17 protein-coding genes and 4 pseudogenes are annotated in these 20,668 nt (G+C 62.8%); 9 read left to right on the plus strand and 12 right to left on the minus strand.

What is annotated here, in order from left to right:
• Positions 1-5: 5 nt before the first annotated feature.
• From AC1D2G_RS17095 to AC1D2G_RS17120, 6 genes and pseudogenes are all read right to left on the minus strand, one after another.
• Positions 6-1,057: pseudogene (locus tag AC1D2G_RS17095) on the minus strand (IS110 family RNA-guided transposase).
• 200 nt (positions 1,058-1,257) lie between these two features.
• Positions 1,258-1,890, minus strand: a complete 633-nt coding sequence (locus AC1D2G_RS17100) for a class I SAM-dependent methyltransferase (RefSeq protein WP_477308921.1) — start codon at positions 1,888-1,890, stop codon at positions 1,258-1,260.
• Between the two features lie 110 nt (positions 1,891-2,000).
• A pseudogene (locus tag AC1D2G_RS17105) lies at positions 2,001-2,411 on the minus strand (nuclear transport factor 2 family protein); the annotation flags it as partial.
• Positions 2,412-2,495: 84 nt separating this feature from the next.
• Positions 2,496-3,093: pseudogene (locus tag AC1D2G_RS17110) on the minus strand (NADPH-dependent F420 reductase).
• 28 nt (positions 3,094-3,121) lie between these two features.
• The gene (locus AC1D2G_RS17115) at positions 3,122-3,874 is read right to left on the minus strand and encodes an SDR family NAD(P)-dependent oxidoreductase (protein ID WP_477415466.1); all 753 of its coding nucleotides are present in this window, start codon (positions 3,872-3,874) and stop codon (positions 3,122-3,124) included.
• Between the two features lie 50 nt (positions 3,875-3,924).
• Positions 3,925-4,655, minus strand: a pseudogene (locus AC1D2G_RS17120) (SDR family NAD(P)-dependent oxidoreductase).
• Positions 4,656-4,926: 271 nt separating this feature from the next.
• Here AC1D2G_RS17120 and AC1D2G_RS17125 point away from each other — a divergent pair.
• The gene (locus AC1D2G_RS17125; protein WP_477415468.1) at positions 4,927-5,865 is read left to right on the plus strand and encodes a LysR family transcriptional regulator; all 939 of its coding nucleotides are present in this window, start codon (positions 4,927-4,929) and stop codon (positions 5,863-5,865) included.
• 413 nt (positions 5,866-6,278) lie between these two features.
• The gene (locus tag AC1D2G_RS17130; RefSeq protein ID WP_477415470.1) at positions 6,279-8,054 is read left to right on the plus strand and encodes a tetratricopeptide repeat protein; all 1,776 of its coding nucleotides are present in this window, start codon (positions 6,279-6,281) and stop codon (positions 8,052-8,054) included.
• Positions 8,055-8,157: 103 nt separating this feature from the next.
• Here AC1D2G_RS17130 and AC1D2G_RS17135 read toward each other — a convergent pair whose 3' ends face one another.
• Positions 8,158-8,619 carry an N-acetyltransferase family protein gene (locus tag AC1D2G_RS17135; RefSeq protein ID WP_477415472.1) on the minus strand — a complete coding sequence of 154 codons (462 nt, stop codon included), beginning with the start codon at positions 8,617-8,619 and terminating at the stop codon, positions 8,158-8,160.
• 235 nt (positions 8,620-8,854) lie between these two features.
• Between AC1D2G_RS17135 and AC1D2G_RS17140 the strand changes: the two genes are divergently transcribed.
• A complete protein-coding gene (locus AC1D2G_RS17140) occupies positions 8,855-9,775 on the plus strand; it encodes a glycine--tRNA ligase subunit alpha (RefSeq protein WP_095091899.1) in 921 nt (306 codons plus the stop codon).
• Between the two features lie 2 nt (positions 9,776-9,777).
• On the opposite strand, the gene AC1D2G_RS17145 is transcribed toward AC1D2G_RS17140, so the two are convergent.
• Positions 9,778-9,954, minus strand: coding sequence for a hypothetical protein (locus tag AC1D2G_RS17145; RefSeq protein ID WP_477415474.1), 177 nt, complete (start codon positions 9,952-9,954; stop codon positions 9,778-9,780).
• 313 nt (positions 9,955-10,267) lie between these two features.
• Here AC1D2G_RS17145 and glyS point away from each other — a divergent pair, with 313 nt between their 5' ends.
• Positions 10,268-12,646: a glycine--tRNA ligase subunit beta gene (gene glyS / locus AC1D2G_RS17150; RefSeq protein WP_477415476.1), complete on the plus strand. Its 2,379-nt coding sequence runs from the start codon at positions 10,268-10,270 to the stop codon at positions 12,644-12,646.
• Positions 12,647-12,751: 105 nt separating this feature from the next.
• Positions 12,752-13,105: an ATPase gene (locus AC1D2G_RS17155; RefSeq protein WP_477415478.1), complete on the plus strand. Its 354-nt coding sequence runs from the start codon at positions 12,752-12,754 to the stop codon at positions 13,103-13,105.
• Positions 13,106-13,228: 123 nt separating this feature from the next.
• On the opposite strand, the gene AC1D2G_RS17160 is transcribed toward AC1D2G_RS17155, so the two are convergent.
• Positions 13,229-13,618 carry a hypothetical protein gene (locus tag AC1D2G_RS17160; protein WP_477415480.1) on the minus strand — a complete coding sequence of 130 codons (390 nt, stop codon included), beginning with the start codon at positions 13,616-13,618 and terminating at the stop codon, positions 13,229-13,231.
• Positions 13,619-13,771: 153 nt separating this feature from the next.
• Positions 13,772-14,284, minus strand: coding sequence for a hypothetical protein (locus AC1D2G_RS17165; RefSeq protein ID WP_477415481.1), 513 nt, complete (start codon positions 14,282-14,284; stop codon positions 13,772-13,774).
• A 193-nt stretch (positions 14,285-14,477) separates the two neighbouring features.
• Between AC1D2G_RS17165 and AC1D2G_RS17170 the strand changes: the two genes are divergently transcribed.
• The 3 genes from AC1D2G_RS17170 to AC1D2G_RS17180 all read left to right on the plus strand — a co-directional run bounded on the left by AC1D2G_RS17170 (position 14,478) and on the right by AC1D2G_RS17180 (position 17,643).
• Positions 14,478-15,452, plus strand: a complete 975-nt coding sequence (locus tag AC1D2G_RS17170) for an L-threonylcarbamoyladenylate synthase (protein ID WP_477415483.1) — start codon at positions 14,478-14,480, stop codon at positions 15,450-15,452.
• A gap of 8 nt (positions 15,453-15,460) precedes the next feature.
• Positions 15,461-16,891, plus strand: coding sequence for an FAD-binding oxidoreductase (locus tag AC1D2G_RS17175; RefSeq protein WP_477415485.1), 1,431 nt, complete (start codon positions 15,461-15,463; stop codon positions 16,889-16,891).
• A gap of 185 nt (positions 16,892-17,076) precedes the next feature.
• Entirely contained in the window at positions 17,077-17,643 is a 567-nt protein-coding gene (locus AC1D2G_RS17180) for a DUF6101 family protein (protein ID WP_095091904.1), read from the plus strand.
• 53 nt (positions 17,644-17,696) lie between these two features.
• Here the strand turns inward: AC1D2G_RS17180 and ubiA are convergent, their stop codons facing one another.
• Together ubiA and AC1D2G_RS17190 are read right to left on the minus strand one after the other, a co-directional pair.
• Complete coding sequence (ubiA, locus tag AC1D2G_RS17185) at positions 17,697-18,680, minus strand: 4-hydroxybenzoate octaprenyltransferase (protein ID WP_095091905.1); 984 nt, start codon at positions 18,678-18,680, stop codon at positions 17,697-17,699.
• Positions 18,681-18,711: 31 nt separating this feature from the next.
• The gene (locus tag AC1D2G_RS17190) at positions 18,712-19,638 is read right to left on the minus strand and encodes a LysR family transcriptional regulator (RefSeq protein ID WP_477415487.1); all 927 of its coding nucleotides are present in this window, start codon (positions 19,636-19,638) and stop codon (positions 18,712-18,714) included.
• A gap of 88 nt (positions 19,639-19,726) precedes the next feature.
• Between AC1D2G_RS17190 and AC1D2G_RS17195 the strand changes: the two genes are divergently transcribed.
• The gene (locus AC1D2G_RS17195) at positions 19,727-20,548 is read left to right on the plus strand and encodes a phytanoyl-CoA dioxygenase family protein (RefSeq protein WP_477415489.1); all 822 of its coding nucleotides are present in this window, start codon (positions 19,727-19,729) and stop codon (positions 20,546-20,548) included.
• Positions 20,549-20,668 lie beyond the last annotated feature (120 nt).

Consider the following 20,668-nt stretch of genomic DNA (forward strand, 5'->3'; position numbering starts at 1 on the left):
TCTCCTCAGTTGCGGAGGAACAACGTGCGTTTTAGGAAAAGGTTGGCTGTGCCAATTGGAAAAATGCTCGCTGAGCGCCCGATACCAGCAGCCTGTCCAATGGAGCCTGGAAAACCCGCCGCCGCGACCTTGGTTGTTCGCCGCGCCATCAGTTGCACCAGCCAAGGCCGCCTGGTCCCGTTCCGTTCGGCATAGCGGATGACTGCCATCGCTCCGACGACGAGCAGCTGGCGCAGGTAGCGATTACCTGCCTTGGAGATGCTGCTGAGCTTCTCCTTGCCCCCGCTCGAGTTTTGCTTCGGCACGAGCCCGATCCAAGCCGAGAGGCATCGCCCCGACTTGAATGCGTGCGGATCGGCGACGGTCGCAACGAACGCACTCGCCAGCAGCGGGCCAACGCCCGGAATCTCCATCAACCTGCGACGTTCGGTCTCTCGCGCACTCGCACGGACCCGGCGATCGTTTTCGAGGATCTGTTCCTTCACGACACGAAGCTGTGCTTCCAGCATCCTCAGGCAAAGCCGTGCGTCGGCCGGTATCCTGGCATCGTTCTCGTCGTTGATGACCACGAGAAGTTGCTCAATTCCATTACGCCCGATCGGCGCCACGACCCCGAACTCGGATAGGTGCGCCCGCAACGCGTTCGATATCTGTGTCCGCTGGCGGTTGAGCATCAATCGAACCCGGTGCAGCATCATCACACTCTGCTGCTCGGGCGACTTCACTGGCACGAAGCGCATAGTCGGTCGTGTCACGGCCTGCAGATGGCTTCTGCATCTGCAGCATCATTCTTCTGCCGCTTCAGATAAGGCTTCACATACTGTGCCGGCAGCAGCCGCACATCATGGCCACGTGCAGTCAGTTCTCTCGCCCAATAATGCGACGAACTGCAGGCTTCGATTCCGACCAGGCAACGCGGCAGGCTCTCAAAGAACGGCAGCACACGCCCACGCGTCAACTTCCTGCGAACTGCAACCTCACCAGCCGCATCCACGCCGTGGACTTGAAACACGGACTTCGCAATATCCAGACCGACCGTCATAACGTTGCTCATCATAGCGCTCCTCCATCTCTGATCCCCCGAACATACCGCAGGGAGGGAGGAGAGCCGTCCACCGCATCACAAGCGGACGATCCGGTTCTAACCGACGTCTGCGGTAAGCTGTCGTTCGGAAACCAACCCACAATCGGTCGTCGCACTTGTCAAAGGTGCCTCCCGTACGAGTGCCGACCTCATCGTTGGCGACTAGCTCAGTGTCAGATCTTCACAAACCGATAGGCGAAGCGATCGGTCTGGCCCTTGATCGAGGGATCGAACACCTTGATCGAATGCTGATCGTCCTTGTTCGCGAGCATGGTGCTTTCCGCGTCCAACACGAAGCCGGCCGCCTCGACCTCCTCGCGAACGGATGCAGGGTCGATCCGATGCAGCGCCTGAGTATCGCTCGTGCCCGACCCAGCGGCGGCGGCGTGGTCGACGATGACGTAGGACCCACCGGGCTTAAGCCGCTCGTAGACAGCTCGATTGAAGTCGGCCGCCGTCGCACCCTTGTTCTGGATTAGGGCGGTGTGGAGATCGTGGTAGAACAGGTGCAGCCACAGCACATCCGCTGGCTGTGTGGCCTGCGGCATCGCGACGAGGTCCGCTGAGACGGCTTCTACGTTCTCTCGGCCCGGCTCCTTCGCGAGCGTCCGCATGCGCCCAACCGGATCGTTCTTGAAGTCGGCGACTTCGGCCGGCACGAAGCTGTAGACCCGACCTTCGGGGCCCACGACGTCGGAGAACAGGCGCGTCCAATCGCCGTCGCCTGGATAGACGTCAATGACAGTGGAGCCCGCATCTACACGTGCGAACCGGATCAACTCGGATACCTTGGATTGGTCGTACATCGGAATCTCCTTTACGGTTGGGCATTAGACGAGCGCGTGGCGTACAACGGGGCGATTTTCGGCTGATCTAACGTCGACCCCGAACCGATGGCCGAAGATGGCCAGCGCTGTGCAGTCCCGGCCGCGCCCACCTGCGCGGCGCGCGCCAGTGCTTGTGTGTCGACGTATTCCCGGATGTTGGTCAGTCTACCGTCCCGGACGGTGATGGCGAAGATCCAGTCGTCCTCGAACGTCTTGTTCGTGGCTTTGATCTTCCCCCTCGCGAAGCCGACGACCAGCACCCGGTCCCCCTGCGCTACGAATTCCCGGGGTTCGGTGGACGTTTCTATCGACTTGGATGCCGTCTCAAGCAAATCCGCCAGCCCGGCGTGTCCATGGCGTGTTCCGGCCAGCGGCCAGTCCTCGCCCGGAATGATCCACTCGATGTCTTCGGCGGCCAGCGCAAGCAGAGCCTCCCTGTCGCCACGGCCGATCGCGGCGAAGAAGTCCTTCACGGTCTGGATGTTCTTCTCGATGCTCATGGGGATTTCTCCATTTCGCACGGATCGCATCGCGCTCGATCCGATCCGTGCATCGCAGCTCTGCTGGTGGGCACGTCGTGTTCATCAGGCGAACTTGACCAGGTCCTTGAAGACCAGATGACCCCAGCTGTTTCCGCGCCTGGACTAGCAGCCCACCTTCCGACAGCCCGCCAAGTTTGATCGGCGAGAAACCGAGCTTTTCCGCGAGCGCAGCAATCTCCGCCGCGGCAGCGTCATCGTCGCTCGCCAGCAACACGACTCTCCTGCCACCATGCACGGCCGGGTCTTGGTCAAGGGTGGCAGCGATCAAATGGTTGAAGCCCTTGACCAACCTTGCACCTGAGAAAGTCTGCGCGATGAATCTGGAAGAAGGCTGTCCTTCCAGTTCCTCAGGAGGCACGCCGTAGGCATTGGTCACATCGACGATGGTCTTCCCTTGCCAGGTTGACAGCGCCTTCGCGACATCTGGGTTCGCTTCGAAACGGGCAGCCAAAAAGATGATGTCCGCCTTGACCGCTTCCGCCAGTGTTTTGGGGAGGATCGTGGGTCCGATCGCGGCCGCGTCGGATGCAAAGCTTTCCGGATCGCGCGTGGTCGCAACGGATACTTCGATGCCCTTGCGGGCAAACGCCTTGGCGAGAGCGTGACCGATCTTGCCGAAACCGATAATTGCGTAGCTCATAACGTTCTCTAATCTTGTGCTGCCCAGTTCAGACCTGGGCCATGCCGCCATCGACCGCGAGGTCGACGCCGGTGATGAAAGAACTTTCGTCGGAGGCGAGGAACGTGACCGCAGCCGCAATTTCCTCCGGTTGGCCTCTGCGACCCATCGGTATCTGTGAAGCAAACTGGGCGGCCGCTTGCTCGGCTTGCTCAGGGGTGAGGCCCGTCGTCGTCTCTAGCGCGGGAGTCTCGATCGGTCCGGGGCTCACCGTATTCACGCGAATTTGGCGGTCTTTCAGCTCCAGTGTCCAAGCGCGCGCGAAGTTGCGAACAGCCGCCTTGCTCGCGGCGTAGGCGCTAAATCCGGGCACCCCCAACACGTTCGCGACGGAAGATGTCAGGATGATCGAGCCGCCGTCTTTGAACAGGGGAAGGGCCTTCTGCACCGTAAAGAACAGACCCTTCACGTTCACATCGAAGGTCTGATCAAAATGTGCCTCAGTGGCGACCGCGAGCGGTGCGATTGTCCCTGCGCCCGCGTTCGCGAAGAGAATGTCGATGTGACCATGTTTCTCTTTCACGACGGCATAGAGGTGGTCCAGATCTTCCAAGCGCGATACGTCGCCGACGACCGTCGTAACGTCTCTCATGATGAAGGTAGCGGCCTCCTTCAGCTCTTTCTCTCTTCGCCCGGTGATCACGACGTGCGCACCTTCTTCCACGAAGCGCTTGGCTGTCGCTAACCCGATCCCACTGCTTCCGCCCGTGATGACCGCGATTTTACCCTCGAGTGCTTTCATGATCTTTTGTCTTTCGCTGTGTGTGAGCTAGGTACGGAACCGCGCCGAGGTCAGAGTTGGGCCAGGCCGCCGTCGACGGCGACTTCGCTGGCGGTCATGAAGCTGCTGTCCGGCGACGCGAGGAAGGCGGCCACGGCTCCGATCTCCGCCGGGTCGGCCATGCGCTGGAGCGGGGTCATCGCGCCGTAGGCCTTCTGCCCCTCCTCGCCCAGCGCCTCCTTCGCGAGCTCGGTCGCCGTCGCTCCGGGCGATAGCACGTTTACGCGGATGCCAGTGCCCTTCAGGTCCTCGGCCCAGGTCCGCGCGAGGTTGCGCACGGCCGCCTTGCTCGCGCTGTAGGCAGTGAATCCCGGGGCGCCCGTGGTGCCGGCGCTCGATCCGGTCAGGATGATCGAACCGCCCGGGCCCATCAGCGGCAACGCCTTTTGGACCGTGAAAATCGTACCTTTCACATTGGTGTCGAAGGTTTCGTCAATGTGCTGGGCGGTCATCTGACCGAGCGGGAGCGGGCCTCCGGCCCCGTGGCGAAGACGATGTCGAGGCTTCCGCGCTCGTGCTTCACCGCCGCGTAGAGCCGGTCGAGGTCGGCCTCATCCGAGACCGAGCCTTTCACCGCGCGGGCATTGGGCCCGAGGTCCGCCACAGCGGCGTCGAGCGCTTCCTGTCGGCGGCCGAAGATGAAGACGAAGGCGCCCTCCTCGACGAATCGCTTTGGTGCGGCGCGGCCGATGCCGGTAGCGCCGCCGGTGATGACGGCGGTCTTTCCATTCAATCTGGTCATGACGTGCATCCTTCCAGGCTTCCGCCTTGGTCATTCGGGAACGCCCCGAAGACCTTCAAGATGGGGCTGCCGGGCTCAGGCTTTGAGTGAGGAAGCACGCACACCGGTGGTGCGAAATCGATCCGGTATGGCTATCAACGGCAGCCGCGACGATAAGGTTCCGCTGCTCGGGATTGGGCCCGCTCGTTGACAAGTGTTATGGGGGCCGCCCTGTACTGTTGTACGATAGGGTAGGGCTTGGTAGGCGCACCGCACGGTGCGGGATTGCACCATGATCGACTGGGATGACGTTCGCTACTTTCTTGCCGTCGCGCGTGGAGGCTCGGTGCGGGCTGCCGCCGAGCGCTTCGGTGTGAACCACTCGACCGTGCTGCGACGCATCGCCCAGCTCGAGGAACGCCTCGGGGTGCACATGTTCGAAAAGCTGCCKTCGGGCTACCGCCTGACGGCYGCGGGCGAGGAGGTCCTCGAGTTCGCGGACCAGATGGAAGCGTCGTCGCACCTGCTGGAGACGCGCGTCTTCGGGCGCGACCAGAGCGTGCGCGGGCTKCTGCGGGTGACGCTGGCACCGCCCCTCGCGACACACCTGCTCATGCCGGACTTCGCCGATTTCGCKMGTYTGCATCCGGACATCGAGATGGARATCTTGTCGTCCGGCGAGCTGGCAAATCTGACCAACCGAGAGGCCGACGTCGCGATCCGCGTCGTCTACGACCGCAAAACCCTGCCGCTCAATCTTCACGGCCTGAAGGGACCGGAGCTGTTCGGCGGCGTCTACATGTCTCGCGATCGACTAGCCGCGTGGCGTGCGGGCGCGCCTGATCCCATCCGCTGGATCGTCATAAGCATTCATGGAATTCCGGATTGGGCCAGCGAGGGTGAGGTTCGCACGACGGGGGTTCCATTCAGGACCACGGACGCCGAGGCGCAGATCGTTGCTGTACGGCAAGGGCTCGGCATGACGACACTGCCGTGCTTCGTTGGCGATGCCGACCCCCTACTGGTGAGGGTGCCGGGTACCGATCTGCACATGTACGGAACGCTCTGGCTTCTCACGCAGGGGGAGACACGCAAGACGAAGCGCGTGCGGCTCTTTACCGAGTTCGTATCCCGCAGGCTCGCCGCGTACGCTCCACTTCTCGCGGGGCTGAATGGAGGCGAGAACTTACGCCGACCCCGGCTTGATGACGATCCGACGATGTACCGATGAGCACCCCTTCGGGACGATCAAGCGCATGTCGGGCGGTGGAAGGTTCCTCACCAGGGGCTTAGGGCGGTGAAGTCGAAGCGGCGCTCTCAATCCTCGCCTTCAACATCCTCCATGCCGTGAACGCCGGAGGCTATCACGACACGCAGGTGCAGCGGCCTGCCTTGCCGGGCAAGCGCTGATATCGGAGTCCCAGCGGACCGAAGATGTGCTATGATCGGCTCCGCGCGGGGCCATGACCGGAACTCGAAAACGGAAAACTGTCCCTGGTCGCCATGGTTTGTTAATCGGGTGCCCGGATTGTGAATTCGAGGCGGATTGAAGCGCGACCCCAAAAAGGCCATGCTTTGCCCGGAAAGATCGAGTCTACGCCAATCCCGCTGACGCGGAGATGGCGCCTGGCTGAAAGGGATACGATGCAGCAAGGACGTGCGCGCTGGCTGACAAGGCTGGCAATTGTGACAGGCATGGCGATCTCGGCTTTGCCGGCCTATGCCAAGCAAACCGCCGAACCGGTCAAGATCACGTCGTTCTCGGGTGCCTATCTGGCCGCCCGGATCGCCGAAGGCGACAACGACCTCGACAGCGCCATCGCCTATTACAAGCAGGCATTGGCCTTCAATCCGAGCGACACCGGACTGCAGCAGAGCCTGATGCTGTCGCTGATCGCTCAAGGGCGCTTCGACGAATCCCTGGTCTATGCCGACAAGCTCAAGGAAGTTCCCGATGTCGAGCGCTTCTCGCGCCTGGCGCTGGCGGTCGACTCCTTCCACAAGAAGGATTTCACCAAGGCACAGTACTGGCTCAAGCTGTCGCTGGAATCCGATCTCGACCGGCTGATCTCTGGCGTCATGTCCGGCTGGGCCCAACAAGGCGCCGGCCAAGCCAGCGATGCGATGGCGTCCATCGACAAGTTGCAGGGGCCGGACTGGTTCGGCCTGTTCAAGTCCTTCCATCGCGCGCTGATCGCCGACGCGTCGGGCATGCCCGAAAAGGCCGAGGCGATCTACGCCGCGACGATGCAGGATACGGCCGCCGGTGGTGCGGCTCCCGAAACCTGGATGCGCAACGCCCAGGCCTACGCGTCGTTCCTGGCCCGCAAGGGCGACAAGGACAAGGCACTGTCGGTGCTCGATCAGGCCGAGGCGTTTGCGCCGGGCAAGCTGGAAATCGTCGCCTTGCGCGACAAGATCAGCAGGGGTGACAAGGTTGCGCCGTTCGCTGCCGGCCCGTCGGACGGTGCGTCTGAGATCCTGCTTAATCTCGCCACGGCGCTCAATCGCGGCGGTGGCGAGCCATTCGTCCGTCTTTACCTGCAGTATGCCCTGGCCCTGAAGCCTGACAGCGACGCAGCCCTGGTGCAACTCGCGGCCGTTTCCGAACAGTTGAAGGACGGCGAGGGCGCCATCGCGCTCTATCGGCGCATCCCCGACTCTTCGCCGTTGAAAGAGCTTTCGGACCTGCAACTCGGCCTCAACCTTGCCGATCTCAATCGCCAGGACGAGGCGATCACCCATCTGAAGGCTTTCGTCGACGCGCATCCCGACGACATGCGCGCCTATCTGGCGCTCGGCGGCGTCTATTCGTCGAAGGATGATTTCCGCTCGGCGGCCAATCTCTACGACAAGGCAGTCACGGTGCTGAAGACGCCGACTGCCGCCAACTGGAACATCTTTTACCAACGCGGCATCGCCTATGAGCGGCTAAAGGAATGGCCCAAGGCCGAACCGAGCTTCCGCAAGGCGCTGGAACTGTTCCCCGACCAGCCGCAGGTGCTGAACTATCTCGGCTATTCCTGGGTCGACATGAATACGAACCTCAAGGAAGGCCTGGCGATGATCCAGAAGGCCGTCGATCTCAGGCCGAGCGACGGCTACATCGTCGATTCCCTGGGCTGGGCCTATTTCCGCCTCGGCCGGTTCGATGACGCGGTGCGCGAGATGGAACGCGCGGTGTCGCTGAAGCCGGAAGATCCGGTTCTCAACGATCACCTCGGCGACGCCTACTGGCGTGTTGGCCGCAAGCTGGAAGCCACCTTCCAGTGGAACCAGGCGCGCGACCTGAAGCCGGACCCCGATGTGCTGGCCACATTGCAGCAGAAGCTGATGAAGGGCCTGCCGCCCATCGAGTCCAACACCGCGCAGGAAACCCCGAAGGTCAAGCCCGAGCCGGTGCCAGCCCCGAAGGGGTGAAATCGCTTCTTGAAATGCAAACGGGGCTCTTTCGGAGCCCCGTTTTCGTTTGGACGTCCATCCGTCCTAAAACTCAACACGCGCCAGTGCGCCGGAAACTGCCTCAGAACATCTTCCGGTAGACGATGAACCCGGAGCGTTCGCCGACCTTGTCATAGAGCTTCATCGCCGTGTGATTGGTCTCATGCGTCAGCCAGTACACCCGCCCCGAACCGGCGGCCTGGGCACGCTCGTAGACGCCCTCTATCAGGGCCCGGCCGATGCCTTTGCCGCGCGAGGCCTCTGTGGTGAAAAGGTCCTGCAGGTAGCAATTGGGCGAGATCGCCGTGGTGCTGCGGTGAAAGAGGTAATGCACGAGGCCGAAAAGCTGTCCCTCGCTCTCGGCAACCAGCGCATGCATCGGCTCATAGGCATCGAAGAAGCGCGACCACGTCATCGCGGTGATCTCGCTTGCCAGCGCCGTGTCGCCCGAGCGGCCGTAAAATGCATTGTAACCGTCCCACAGCGGCATCCATTGGTCGAAATCCTGCCGGGCGATGGGACGGATGATGGTGGAACTGGGCATGATTGAACCTGTTGTCCTGACACTTTGCGGCATGAGCAGACCGCAGGCGCCCATGCCCGGCAATGGGCCAGTCGCTCGCAAAGCTTTCAACATGATCGGCGGGCTCGTTAGGTCCGCACAGGTGCGCCTTGCTTGACGCTACGCCGCCGGGTCTCTAGGACGTGCCGGCAAGCTAGCCTTTGCTGCCGAGGCCCCCGTGACGATTGAAATCCCGACGATTGAAATCCCCGCCCATATGCACCCCAGCCGCTCGTTCCAGGGGCTGATCCTGACCTTGCACAATTATTGGGCGAACTATGGTTGCGTCATCCTGCAGCCCTACGACATGGAGGTCGGCGCCGGCACCTTTCATCCGGCGACGACGCTGCGCGCGCTCGGGCCAAAACGCTGGAACGCCGCCTATGTCCAGCCGTCGCGCCGCCCCAAGGATGGCCGCTATGGCGAGAACCCGAACCGGCTGCAGCATTATTACCAGTACCAGGTGATCCTGAAGCCGAATCCGCCGAACCTGCAGGAGCTCTATCTCGGCTCGCTGGCGGCGATCGGCGTCGATCCGCTGCTGCATGACATCCGCTTCGTCGAGGACGACTGGGAAAGCCCGACCCTGGGCGCCTGGGGGCTGGGCTGGGAGTGCTGGTGCGACGGCATGGAAGTGTCGCAGTTCACCTATTTCCAGCAGGTGTGCGGCATTGAGTGCGCCCCGGTGGCGGGCGAACTGACCTATGGGCTGGAGCGGTTGGCCATGTATGTGCAGGGCGTCGACAATGTCTACGACCTCAACTTCAACGGCCGCGAAGGCGCCGACAAGGTCACCTACGGCGATGTCTTCCTGCAGGCCGAGCAGGAATATTCGCGCCACAATTTCGAATACGCCAACACGGCGATGCTGCTGCGCCATTTCGAGGACGCCGAGGCCGAGTGCAAGGCGCTGCTCGATGCGGGTGCGCCGGCGTCCAACGACAATCTGCCGATGCACCGTATGGTCTTCCCGGCCTACGACCAGTGCATCAAGGCCAGCCATGTCTTCAACCTGCTCGACGCGCGTGGCGTGATTTCGGTCACGGAACGGCAGAGCTATATCTTGCGGGTGCGCAATCTGGCGAAGGCCTGCGGCGAGGCGTTTTTGAAGACGCAGGCCGGTGGACTGGCGGCCTGAGTTCAGGCACGCTTCATCACCTTGAGGCAAGCGTTGATCGGCAGCACGTTCTGACCGCTGGCACCGTCGATCGTGCGCAGTGCCTGCCGTACGCCCGGCATCGAGAAGGCGCCGTGAGCCTGCGCGGTGAAGCAAGCGCTAAGCGCGAGGATCTGCAGAAGTCTGGATGCCGTTTTCATGGTCGTTTAGCCAATAGTTCCCTACCTGAGCGTGGGTCGCTTCAGCGCTGCGTTCGGTTCATGGAAATCTTTGATCGAAGGACGGGCGGGTTCGCCTCGTCCCGACAGGGCGGCCAAAATTTCCGGAAAGGGTGACAGCGGCCAGCCGAGTTGCTATGCCCCGCGCGGACCATCTTGCCGCGTGAGCCCCATCCATGCCTGACCTGCTTCTAGAACTTCGCTCCGAGGAAATCCCCGCACAGCCGCGCGCCCGCAGCGCCGAAGGCGCGAGGACGCGCAAAGAGGGAGAAGGCGTGCGGGTGGAGAAACTCTGATGCCGGATTTGTTGCTCGAACTTCGCTCCGAGGAAATCCCCGCGCGCATGCAGCGCAAGGCGGCGGGTGATCTCAGGAAGATGCTGACCGATGGTCTGGTCGAGGCGGGGCTGACCTATGAGGCGGCGCGCGAGTACTGGACGCCGCGGCGTCTGGCGGTCGATATCAGGGGCCTGACCGCGCGCTCGAAGGATATAAGCGAGGAGATCAAGGGACCGTCGACGACGGCGCCCGAACAGGCAGTCCAGGGTTTCCTGCGCAAGGCCGGGCTTTCGTCGATCGCCGAGGCGCATGTCCATTCCGACCCGAAGAAAGGCGATTTCTACGTCGCCCACATCTCGAAGCCGGGCAGGGCATCGGAAGAGATCATCGCCGAACTGGTGCCGGGCATCATCCGCGGCTTCCCATGGCCAAAATCGATGCGCTGGGGGCCGGCCTCGGCCAAGCCCGGCTCGCTGCGCTGGGTGCGGCCGCTGCAATCGATCCTGTGCACCTTCGGCCCGGAGACCGAGGAACCGGTGGTGGTCGATTTCGAGATCGACGGCATCCGTTCGGGCAACATCACCTATGGCCACCGCTTCCATGCGCCTGGCGCCATTACGGTGCGCCGCTTCGACGACTATGTCTCAAAGCTGGAGGCGGCCAAGGTCGTGCTCGACGCCGACCGGCGCAAGGAGATCATCCTTGCCGACGCGCGCAATCTCGCCTTCGCCAACGGGCTCGATCTTGTCGAGGACGAAGGGCTGCTGGAGGAAGTCTCCGGGCTGGTCGAATGGCCGGTCGTGCTGATGGGCGAGTTCGAGGAGGCTTTCCTGGCCATTCCGGCCGAAGTGATCCGGTTGACCATCCGCGCCAACCAGAAATGCTTTGTCACGCGGCCGCAGGGTGCTGCCGAGGGTCTTTCCAATCGCTTCATCCTCACCGCCAACATCGAGGCCAAGGATGGCGGCAAGGAGATCGCCCACGGCAACGGCAAGGTGGTGCGCGCCCGGCTGTCCGATGCGCTCTATTTCTGGTCGACAGACCAGGGCGATTTGCCGGACCTCCATCAGCTCGCGGCATCGGCGGAAAAATTCGGGCTAAATCTCAAGAAGCCGCTCGACCAGCGCATGGCGCGCCTCGACCATCTCGGCGTCACCTTCCACGCAAAGCTCGGCACGCAAGGTGAGCGGGTGGAGCGGATTGCCCGGCTTGCCGAGGAATTGGCGCCGATCGTCGGCGCCGATCCCGCGCTGGCGCGCCGCGCCGCAGTTCTGGCCAAGGCCGATCTCACCACAGAAGTCGTCGGCGAATTTCCCGAACTGCAAGGCGCCATGGGCCGCAAATACGCGCTGCTTCAGGGCGAGCATGCTTCGGTCGCCGCGGCGGCGGAAGAACACTACAAGCCGCAAGGCCCTTCCGACCGTGTGCCGAGCGATCCGGTATCGGTCGCTGTCGCGCTAGCCGACAAGCTCGACACGCTTGTCGGCTTCTGGGCTATCGACGAAAAGCCGACAGGGTCAAAAGATCCCTATGCGTTGCGTCGAGCAGCGCTGGGTGTGGTCAGGATCATACTGGAAAACAGGGTCACGCTTTCCCTGGGCGACGCTATTGCAGCGGCAGTCTCCTCGGCGCTCGCCGCATATGAACGACTGGGCGAGGGGGCTGAGAGCCGTGGTGTGGTCGCGATGCTCGATTCCCGTATTCGCGACTACAAGGGGGCAAGCCAGCTGTTGTCGGAAGCGGGCTTGATCTCCAGGTTGTTGAAGGGCGGGCTGGCCAACGCAAGTTCGGAAACCTTTGGCTCCGCCGATCAGGAACGAGAGTTTTTCGATGGCCAGCGTGTGATGGAACTGGAGGCATCTCTGTCGCCATTCATCGCCGACCTCCTCGCCTTCTTCCATGACCGCCTGAAGGTGTACCTGCGCGACCAGGGCGCGCGGCATGATCTGATCGACGCCGTCATCACACCGCAGTCGGACGACCTGCTGCAGATCGTGCGCCGTGTCGAGGCGCTTGGTTCTTTCCTCAACACCGAGGACGGCAGGAATCTGCTCGCCGGCACCAAGCGCGCGGCCAACATCCTGGCCGCCGAGGAGAAGAAGAAAACGGCGGTCGCCAAGACTGTTGAGCCGGCGCTGTTTCGCGAGGATGCCGAGAAATCGCTGTTTGCGGCGGTGAATCAGACTGAGAAGCAAGCCGGCGAAGCGATTCAAAACGAAGACTTTTCCGGTGCCCTGCTGGCGCTTAGCGTGTTGCGCGAACCGGTTGATTCATTCTTTGAGCATGTTCTCGTGAATGATGAGGACGAGGCCGTGCGCGCCAACCGCCTGGCGCTCCTCGCCCGCATCCGGGCGGCCACCGGTCAGGTCGCGGACTTCTCGAAAATCGCTGGTTGAGGCCTGAAATATTCTGAAGATGGGCCCTTCGAGCCGGCTTACAGTCATATGACGATGATCTCTCGGTGGCAAAAGGGACATGTTCCCCAACCCACGGAGGCTTCCATGAATTCCGATCACGAAATCGAAGTGACAGAAGAAACCCCGGCTCCCGCCGAGGCGCTTGAATCCGCTTCCGAAACCGCCCTCGATCACGCTGCCGCCGCCACGGTCGAAGCGGCCGATCTGTCGGATGATGACGAAGACGGCGACGATGAAGAAGGCGAAGAGTCTGACAAAGACGACGCCGAAGCCGCCACGCTCTCGGATGACGACGAAGATGAAGAAGACGAGGAAGACGAGGACGAAGACGACGCCGATGACAGCGTGAAGGCTGAAGGCGACGAAAAGAAATCCGAAGAAGAAGAATCCGAAGACGACGAGTCCGAAGAAGGCGAAGACAAGGAAGAAGCCGCCTGATTTTAGGCCGCCGATCTATTGATTGATGAAAGGGCGGCGCTGACGCGCCGCCTTTTCTGTCAGATGCCGACCTGTCAGTCTTCCCGGAAGCTGACTGGGTCAGGCTTCCCGGAAGCTGACGGGTCAGTCTTCCAGAATGCTGACGCGCACGCTGTTTTCGTAGACGTCGACCTGGATCAGCGGCTCGCCATTGACGATGGCGCGCTTGGTCGAGGAGCTCATCGCGCCGGAGCGCTCCAGCATGCGCTGCAAATCGGCGCGCTGGTCGTTGGTCCTGAACCAGCCATCACCCTCGTCATCGCGGTCGCGACGGTGGAATTTGTGCCAGTTGGCGCGGTCCTGCCGTACGATCTGCGCCGCAGTCTCCAGTGCATAGCCGTCACTCGCCTGATGATCCCGATCGGAAATGCGCGCGACATAGGATCCCAGCATGTCATCGGCTTGGGCCGCGCCGGCGCCAAACAAGGACGCCAGCAGAAGCCCGGCCGCAGTGACGGTTTTGAATTTTCTCATGATCAGCCCCCCTTACCCCAAATGACAAAAACCCGTCTACCATGGCCGCTTGACGAAATTCGGACAGTGGCACCCAGCGGCGAAGAACCAGGACGGGTTTGCCTGCCAATGGTGCGCCGGGCGCCAGACCCCAGTCAAGTCGCAGTCCAGCCTCTAATTGGCTTTGCTGACCCCGCGAACGGGCTGGGTTGTTGCTCGTGCGGGTGCTTTCGGTGGCGAGGCCGAGTTTGTGCCGGCGTCTCCCGCAGGGGCGGCGGAGGCTGTAGCCGTCGCCGGCGCAGGTGCGGTACCCGTCGCCGGCGCGGTGCCCGTCTCTGGTGCTGCGGCTTTCGCCGAGGCGGCGCTTGGCGCCGGCGCCGAGAAGGCCGGACCGACGATCCCGCCGCGAATGACCATCGGGTTCTGCTCAAACCCACGCCTGGCCTCCGGCTTGTCGGTGATCGCCGACACCTTTTCATAAGTGACGTCGGGCTGCGCTTCGCCGAGCCCCACCATCGATTGCACATTGCTGGCCTTGGCGGTTTCGGCGGTCTTCAGCGGTTTGGCGGCATCGAGCTTGATGATGGATGGCGTCGAGGAGGGCACGCCGGGGAAAACCAGCGACGAGGCCTGTGCCCCGCCGGTCGTCACCACAAAGACAATCCCCAGCAGCATACGCACAGACACGATGATCGCTCCCCTTTGCCCAGAAGCCGCACAGTAGCGGGCCGGAATTGATGCCGGCTTTCGCGGGAACGTAGCATTTTAGCGATTGATAAATCGCCAATGCCCAGATTGCCCGACAGCGACTTGTCGCAACAGCCGACTTGCCCAACAGCCGTCATCGTACTACGCAGCCGGCATTTGCGAGGTGACGAGAGTGGCTGAAATACTTGCCGTCGGCGAGGCGCTGGACCGGGCGCTGGCGCTGCTCCGGGACGGCGATGTCGTCGCCATCCCGACCGAAACGGTCTACGGGCTTGCCGGCGACGCCACCAACGGCATCGGCGTGGCGCGCATTTTCGAAGCCAAGGGGCGGCCCCGCTTCAACCCGCTGATTGCCCATGTCGCCGACATGGCGATGGCCGAGCGCATAGCGCTGTTTGATCCGCTGTCAAAGAAACTGGCGCTTGCGTTCTGGCCGGGTCCGCTGACGCTGGTGCTGCCGCAGCGACCCGGCAATGGCATCCACCCGCTGGTCACGGCCGGGCTCGATACGATTGCCTTGCGCATGCCAAGAGGCTTTGGCGGCGACCTCATCGCCCGCCTCGGCCGCCCGCTTGCCGCGCCCAGCGCCAATTCATCCGGCAAGATCAGCGCGACCACGGCGCAAGCGGTGGCGGCGGATCTCGGCGCACGCATAAAGCTGGTGGTCGATGGCGGAGCGACGCCGGTCGGGCTGGAATCGACCATCGTCAAGGCCGAAGGGGAAAGATTGCGGCTGCTCCGGCCCGGTGGCATTGCCGCCGAAGACATCGCGGCGGCAATCGGCATGGGGCTCTTGCGTGGCGGTGCCGCCGGCGTCGAGGCGCCGGGTATGCTTGCCTCGCACTATGCGCCTGACGCCGCGATGCGGCTCAACGCCGGAACAGTCGGTGAGGGCGAAGCCCTGCTCGGCTTCGGCAGCCAGCGAGCCGAAGGCTGGCGACACGCCGCCGCGTTCGTCAATCTGTCCGAGACAGGCGACCTGCGCGAAGCGGCGAGCAATCTTTTCGCTTGTATGCAGGCACTCGACAGCAGCGGCGCACGGATTATCGCCGTCGAGCCGGTTCCCTTCGACGGGCTTGGCGAGGCGATCAACGATCGGCTCTCGCGCGCCGCCGCCCCTCGTGACAACATCTTGGCAGCAACGTAGTTTTCCCCATGACCGAAATATCAGAGAAACTCGATCCCGCTCTCATCGATCGCTTCGCGGCGATCGTCGGTGACAAATACGCGTTGCGCGACGAGCAGGACATCGCGCCTTACCTCACCGAGCGGCGCGGGCTTTGGCATGGCACGACGTCGCTGGTGCTCCGGCCGGGCAGCGTTGAGGAAGTCAGCCAGATCATGCGGCTGGCAACCGGGACGGGAACGCCAGTCGTGCCGCAAAGTGGCAATACCGGACTGGTCGGCGCCCAGGTGCCGGACAGATCCGGCCGCGAGATCGTGCTGTCGCTGTCGCGGCTGAACCGCATCCGCGAGATCGATGTCTTGTCCAACACGGTGACGGTCGAAGCCGGCGTCATCCTGCAGACGCTGCAGGAAGCTGCTGATGGCGTCGACCGGCTGTTTCCGCTGTCGCTGGCCGCGCAAGGCTCCTGCCAGATCGGCGGCAACCTGTCGTCCAATGCCGGCGGCACCGGCGTGCTTGCCTATGGCAATGCGCGCGAACTCTGCCTTGGGGTTGAAGTGGTGCTGCCGACAGGCGAGGTGTTCGATGATTTGCGCAAGCTGAAGAAGGACAATACCGGCTACGACCTGAAAAACCTGTTCGTCGGCGCCGAGGGCACGCTAGGCGTCATCACAGCCGCCGTGCTCAAGCTGTTCCCGAAACCGAAGGGGCGCGAGGTGGCTTTCGTCGGCCTGTCATCGCCGCAAGCAGCGCTCTCCCTGTTCAGCCTGGCGATGGACCGCGCCGGAGCAGCGCTCACCGCCTTCGAACTGATCGGCAGGCGCCCGTACGACTTCACCCTGGCGCATACCCAGGGCGTGGTGCGGCCGCTGATCGAAGATTGGCCGTGGTATGTGCTGATGCAGATTTCGTCCGGCCGCTCATCGGAGGATTCGCGGGCATTGATCGAGGAGGTGCTCTCGACTGGTCTCGAACAGGAGTTCGTCGGCGACGCAGTCATTGCCGCAAGTCTTGGGCAGGGCGATGCCTTCTGGAACTTCCGCGAGCTGCTGCCCGAGGCGCAGAAGCCGGAGGGCGCTTCGATCAAGCACGACATTTCCGTGCCGATCGCTTCGATCCCGCGCTTCATCGAGGAGGCCGCCGGGGCGGTGGCGTCGGTCAGTGCCGGCGCCCGCGTGGTCTGCTTCGGCCATATGGGTGACGGCAATCTGCACTATAATATCTCGCGGCCCGTCGACGGCGACGACGAGGCGTTTCTCGCTCTCTATCATCCAATGAACAAGGCCGTGCATGACGTGGTGCGCAGCCTGCACGGTTCGATCTCGGCCGAGCATGGCATCGGCCAGTTGAAGAGGGACGAACTGATCGCCACCGCGCCACCGATGGCGATCGAGCTGATGCGCCGGGTGAAGGCTGCCTTCGACCCAGCCGGCATCATGAATCCCGGTAAGGTTATCTGATCCTTTCGGCATCTTGTGGCTGGTGGCATTCCGATAACCATCCCGCAGATCAGCAAAATTTAACCGACTTTCTTAAGCGGGGCGGTAAGGTGCCCGCGCTACTGTCTGCTCACAAACGAGGCTGGAAAAACCGGCCCGGAGAGAACCGGACACCGGCTCTCAGGAGACAGACAGGAAGGCACTCTATGAACACCGGACTGAAGCCAGTCTGGGCCGGACGCAACATGCGTCTCGACCCATTCCGCCTGCCGCAAGTGGTGAGCTACGCCACACGCGACGACTACGGCGACGTGACCTTTACCATCGACAAGCGGGGCGCAGTGATCCGCCGCATGCTCGAGATGAGCGGTTTGCCGGCGATCATCGCGCTGCCAGCCAATGCGTTTCGCGGCGTCGCCGCCCGTGCGATGGAGGATCCGGACGGCAATGTTACGGTGACCCTGGAACTCCTGCACAACGATCCGATGCTGTCGGTGCCGCTGCTGGTGGCCGATGATCTCGAAGATGTCGCCGCCGACTGGCGCGCCTGGGCCGACGCCTACCGTCTGCCGATGCTCTTGATCGAATCGGACGGCGTTGCCCGTACCCTGGAAGAATCGCTCGGCGCCGCCATCAAGACGCTGCCGCCGCAGGATCGTCGCAAGGGCCGCGTTTCGCACATGCGCCGCCCGCGCTTCCTCGCCCGCCGCAGGGCCGGCGATCTCGGTCTCAGGCTGGTCATCGACGGCCAGGAGATCATTTCGCGCGAATAGGAAGAGCTTGGCGCGTTCTTTCTTCTCCCTCTGAGGGAGAAGGAAAAAAGCCGCTAAACCAGTGGCTTCAACGCCACCCACACAGCGCCGCCGATCAGGCCAAGGAAGATCAGCCAGCCGACCTGGTTGTTCGACCGGAACAGCCGCAGGCACTGGTCGGGATTGTCTATATCCAGCACGGCGATCTGCCGGGCCATATGGGCGCCGGCGGCGATCAGCCCGGCCAGCGCCACCACCGGAGCCTGTGCCGACGCGAAGGCGATGGCGAAGCAGACCAGCGTGCCGCCATAGAGCCCGACAAGCCATGACTTGGTGTTGTCGCCGAACAGGCGTGCCGTCGAGCGTACGCCGACAATGGCGTCATCTTCCTTGTCCTGATGCGCATAGATCGTGTCATAGCCGATCACCCACAGGATCGAGCCGATATAGAGCATGATGGCGGGCCCATCGAGATCGCCGAACTCGACCGCCCATCCCATCAGCGCACCCCAGGAAAAGGCAAGGCCTAGAACCAGTTGCGGCCAGTTGGTTATCCGCTTCATGAACGGATAGACCGCGACGATGGCCAGCGAGCAGATGCCGAGCAGAATGGCGAAACTGTTGAACTGTATGAGCACCACCAGGCCGATCAGCGCCTGCAGGACAAGAAACACCCATGCCCGCCGGCGCGTGGTCTTGCCCGACGGCAGCGGTCGTGACCGCGTCCGCTCGACCTTGTTGTCGATGTCCTCGTCGACGAGGTCGTTGTAGGTGCAGCCGGCGCCGCGCATGGCGATGGCGCCGATCAGGAAAAGCACGAGATACAATGGCGCCGGCAGCAGCGAGAGCAGCGGATCACCGGGACGTGGATAGGCGCTCGCCGCAAGTGCCGCCGACCACCAGCACGGCCACAAAAGCAATTGCCAGCCGATCGGCCTGTCCCACCGGGCAAGCTGCGCATAGGGCCATATCGAGCGCGGCAGCACGCGATAGACCCAATGGCCGTTCGGTGCATCGGCGACACGGCCCTGGGCCGCTTTCGACTGGATCGGTTCCATGCTGCTGGATTGGCAGCAGACTGGAAGGCCGTCAAGCAGTCTCGCTTGCGGACGCGAAGATGTCATGAGAGGCGAACCAATCCTTCGCGACCTCGATGAACGCCAGCGCCGCATTGGAGACGCGCTGGTGCGTGTCATAGGTGAGCAGGATCCGCTGCATGGGCAGCGGATCGGACAACCGTTTGCAGACGAGCGGCAGGCCGTCATAGCTGCGGTCGCCATGCGGGCGGGTGTAGCTGACGGCGACTCCGAAGCCATTGGCGACCATGCTGCGCTGGAGCTCGAACGAACTCGTCGTTGTGTCCGCCACCGGGGAGAGACCGCGGCTGCGGAACAGGTCGAGCATGTGCTGCCAGCTGTGCGGCTGGTCTGTCGTGATCAGCGGATAGGCGGCCAGATCCGCAAGGCTGACCTCGGAACGATCCGCTAGGGCATGGCCTGCCGGCAACAGCGCATGCGGCCGAAGCTCGCGCAGCAGGATGCGGGCAAAATGTGTCGGCAGGCTGAGGTCGTAGGTGAGGCCGAGATCGATGGCGGCGTCGCCGAGCCGCCGCCCGAGCGTTTCGAACGTCTCGTCGCGAACGACAATTTTCACGGCCGGATAGCGTTCGGAGAAGGCGCGGATCAGGGCCGGCGCAAAGAAAGGCGCCAGGTCCTCGAAACATCCCAGCACCAGTTCACCGCCGACGGCCGATTTGCTTGAACCCAGGCCGACGAGTTCGTCCGTTTCGGTGAGAACCTGTCTTGCCTTCGCCACGACAGCGCGGCCGAACGAYGTCGGCGACACGCCGCTGCCTCGCTGGCGGACGAACAGCTTCTGGCCGAAATTCTTTTCGACAGCGTCAATGGCCACCGAAACCGAAGGCTGCGAGACGTTCAGCATTTTCGCGGCGCCGGTGACGCTGCCATGACGCGCAACGGCGACCAGATAACGCAGCTGCGTGAGGGTCACATTCATAGGGTGATCCTATATATCAAATGAGAAGTTATTATTTTACTGAATGAAAGCGGGTTGCGATAGTCGGTCATTCCAAGAGGAGAACGCGATGGCTTCCCAGACTGAGACCCAGACAATCGACGCCCAGATCATCGACGCAAAGACGATCGCCGATTACCAGCGCGACGGTGCGGTTTGCATCCGCGGTGCTTTCAAGGGTTGGGTCGACACAATTGCCGCCGGCATCGAGCGCAACATGCAGAACCGCAGCGCCACCGCGTCTGATATCGCCAATGGCCGCGGCAGTTTCTTCGACGACTATTGCAACTGGGAGCGCATTCCCGAATTCGTCAGCGTGGTGCGGGACTCGCCAGCCGGCGAACTGGCAGCGGCGGTCATGCAGTCGCGCACCGCGCAGTTCTTCCACGATCACGTTCTGGTCAAGGAACCCGGCACGCAGAAGCCGACGCCCTGGCACCAGGACATCCCCTACTACTTCGTTGATGGCCGGCAGACGGTGAGCTTCTGGATCCCCATCGATCCGGTGAAGGAGGCGACGCTGCGCCTGATCGCCGGCTCGCACAAATGGGACAAGATGATCCTGCCGGTGCGCTGGCTCGACGACAGCAATTTCTATGCCGGCGACGGCGACTATCTGCCGGTGCCGGACCCGGACAAGGATCCGTCGATGAAGGTGCTCGAATGGGAAATGGAACCGGGCGACGCCATCCTGTTCGACTTCAGGACCGCGCATGGCGCGCGCGGCAACATGACCTCGGCACGGCGCCGGGCATTGTCACTGCGCTGGGTCGGCGACGATGCGCGTTATGTCGAGCGGCCGGGACGCACCTCGCCCCCCTACCACGGCCATGGCATGCAGCCGGGACAGAGGCTGCGCGAGGACTGGTTCCCGGTCATCTTCCAGGGCTGAGCGGCAGCCAGAAAATCGTCGGCGGTGTGCACCGCCGATTTTCGGCAGGGGTAACGTTCCCGTGCGCAAATCCGATCAAAGCACCCTGATGCCTTGACCCATCGTGCAGAGAGCAATAGC

Source organism: Mesorhizobium sp. P2_C7 (assembly GCF_056404515.1).

Coding starts and splice junctions, on each gene's coding strand:
- AC1D2G_RS17155 (WP_477415478.1), top strand. CDS start 12,752: ATGAATTCCGATCACGAAATCGAAGTGACAGAAGAAACCCCGGCTCCC.
- AC1D2G_RS17135 (WP_477415472.1), bottom strand. CDS start 8,619: ATGCCCAGTTCCACCATCATCCGTCCCATCGCCCGGCAGGATTTCGAC.
- AC1D2G_RS17180 (WP_095091904.1), top strand. CDS start 17,077: ATGAACACCGGACTGAAGCCAGTCTGGGCCGGACGCAACATGCGTCTC.
- AC1D2G_RS17175 (WP_477415485.1), top strand. CDS start 15,461: ATGACCGAAATATCAGAGAAACTCGATCCCGCTCTCATCGATCGCTTC.
- AC1D2G_RS17115 (WP_477415466.1), bottom strand. CDS start 3,874: ATGAAAGCACTCGAGGGTAAAATCGCGGTCATCACGGGCGGAAGCAGT.
- AC1D2G_RS17130 (WP_477415470.1), top strand. CDS start 6,279: ATGCAGCAAGGACGTGCGCGCTGGCTGACAAGGCTGGCAATTGTGACA.
- AC1D2G_RS17140 (WP_095091899.1), top strand. CDS start 8,855: ATGCACCCCAGCCGCTCGTTCCAGGGGCTGATCCTGACCTTGCACAAT.
- AC1D2G_RS17145 (WP_477415474.1), bottom strand. CDS start 9,954: ATGAAAACGGCATCCAGACTTCTGCAGATCCTCGCGCTTAGCGCTTGC.
- AC1D2G_RS17195 (WP_477415489.1), top strand. CDS start 19,727: ATGGCTTCCCAGACTGAGACCCAGACAATCGACGCCCAGATCATCGAC.
- AC1D2G_RS17160 (WP_477415480.1), bottom strand. CDS start 13,618: ATGAGAAAATTCAAAACCGTCACTGCGGCCGGGCTTCTGCTGGCGTCC.
- glyS (WP_477415476.1), top strand. CDS start 10,268: ATGCCGGATTTGTTGCTCGAACTTCGCTCCGAGGAAATCCCCGCGCGC.
- AC1D2G_RS17100 (WP_477308921.1), bottom strand. CDS start 1,890: ATGTACGACCAATCCAAGGTATCCGAGTTGATCCGGTTCGCACGTGTA.
- ubiA (WP_095091905.1), bottom strand. CDS start 18,680: ATGGAACCGATCCAGTCGAAAGCGGCCCAGGGCCGTGTCGCCGATGCA.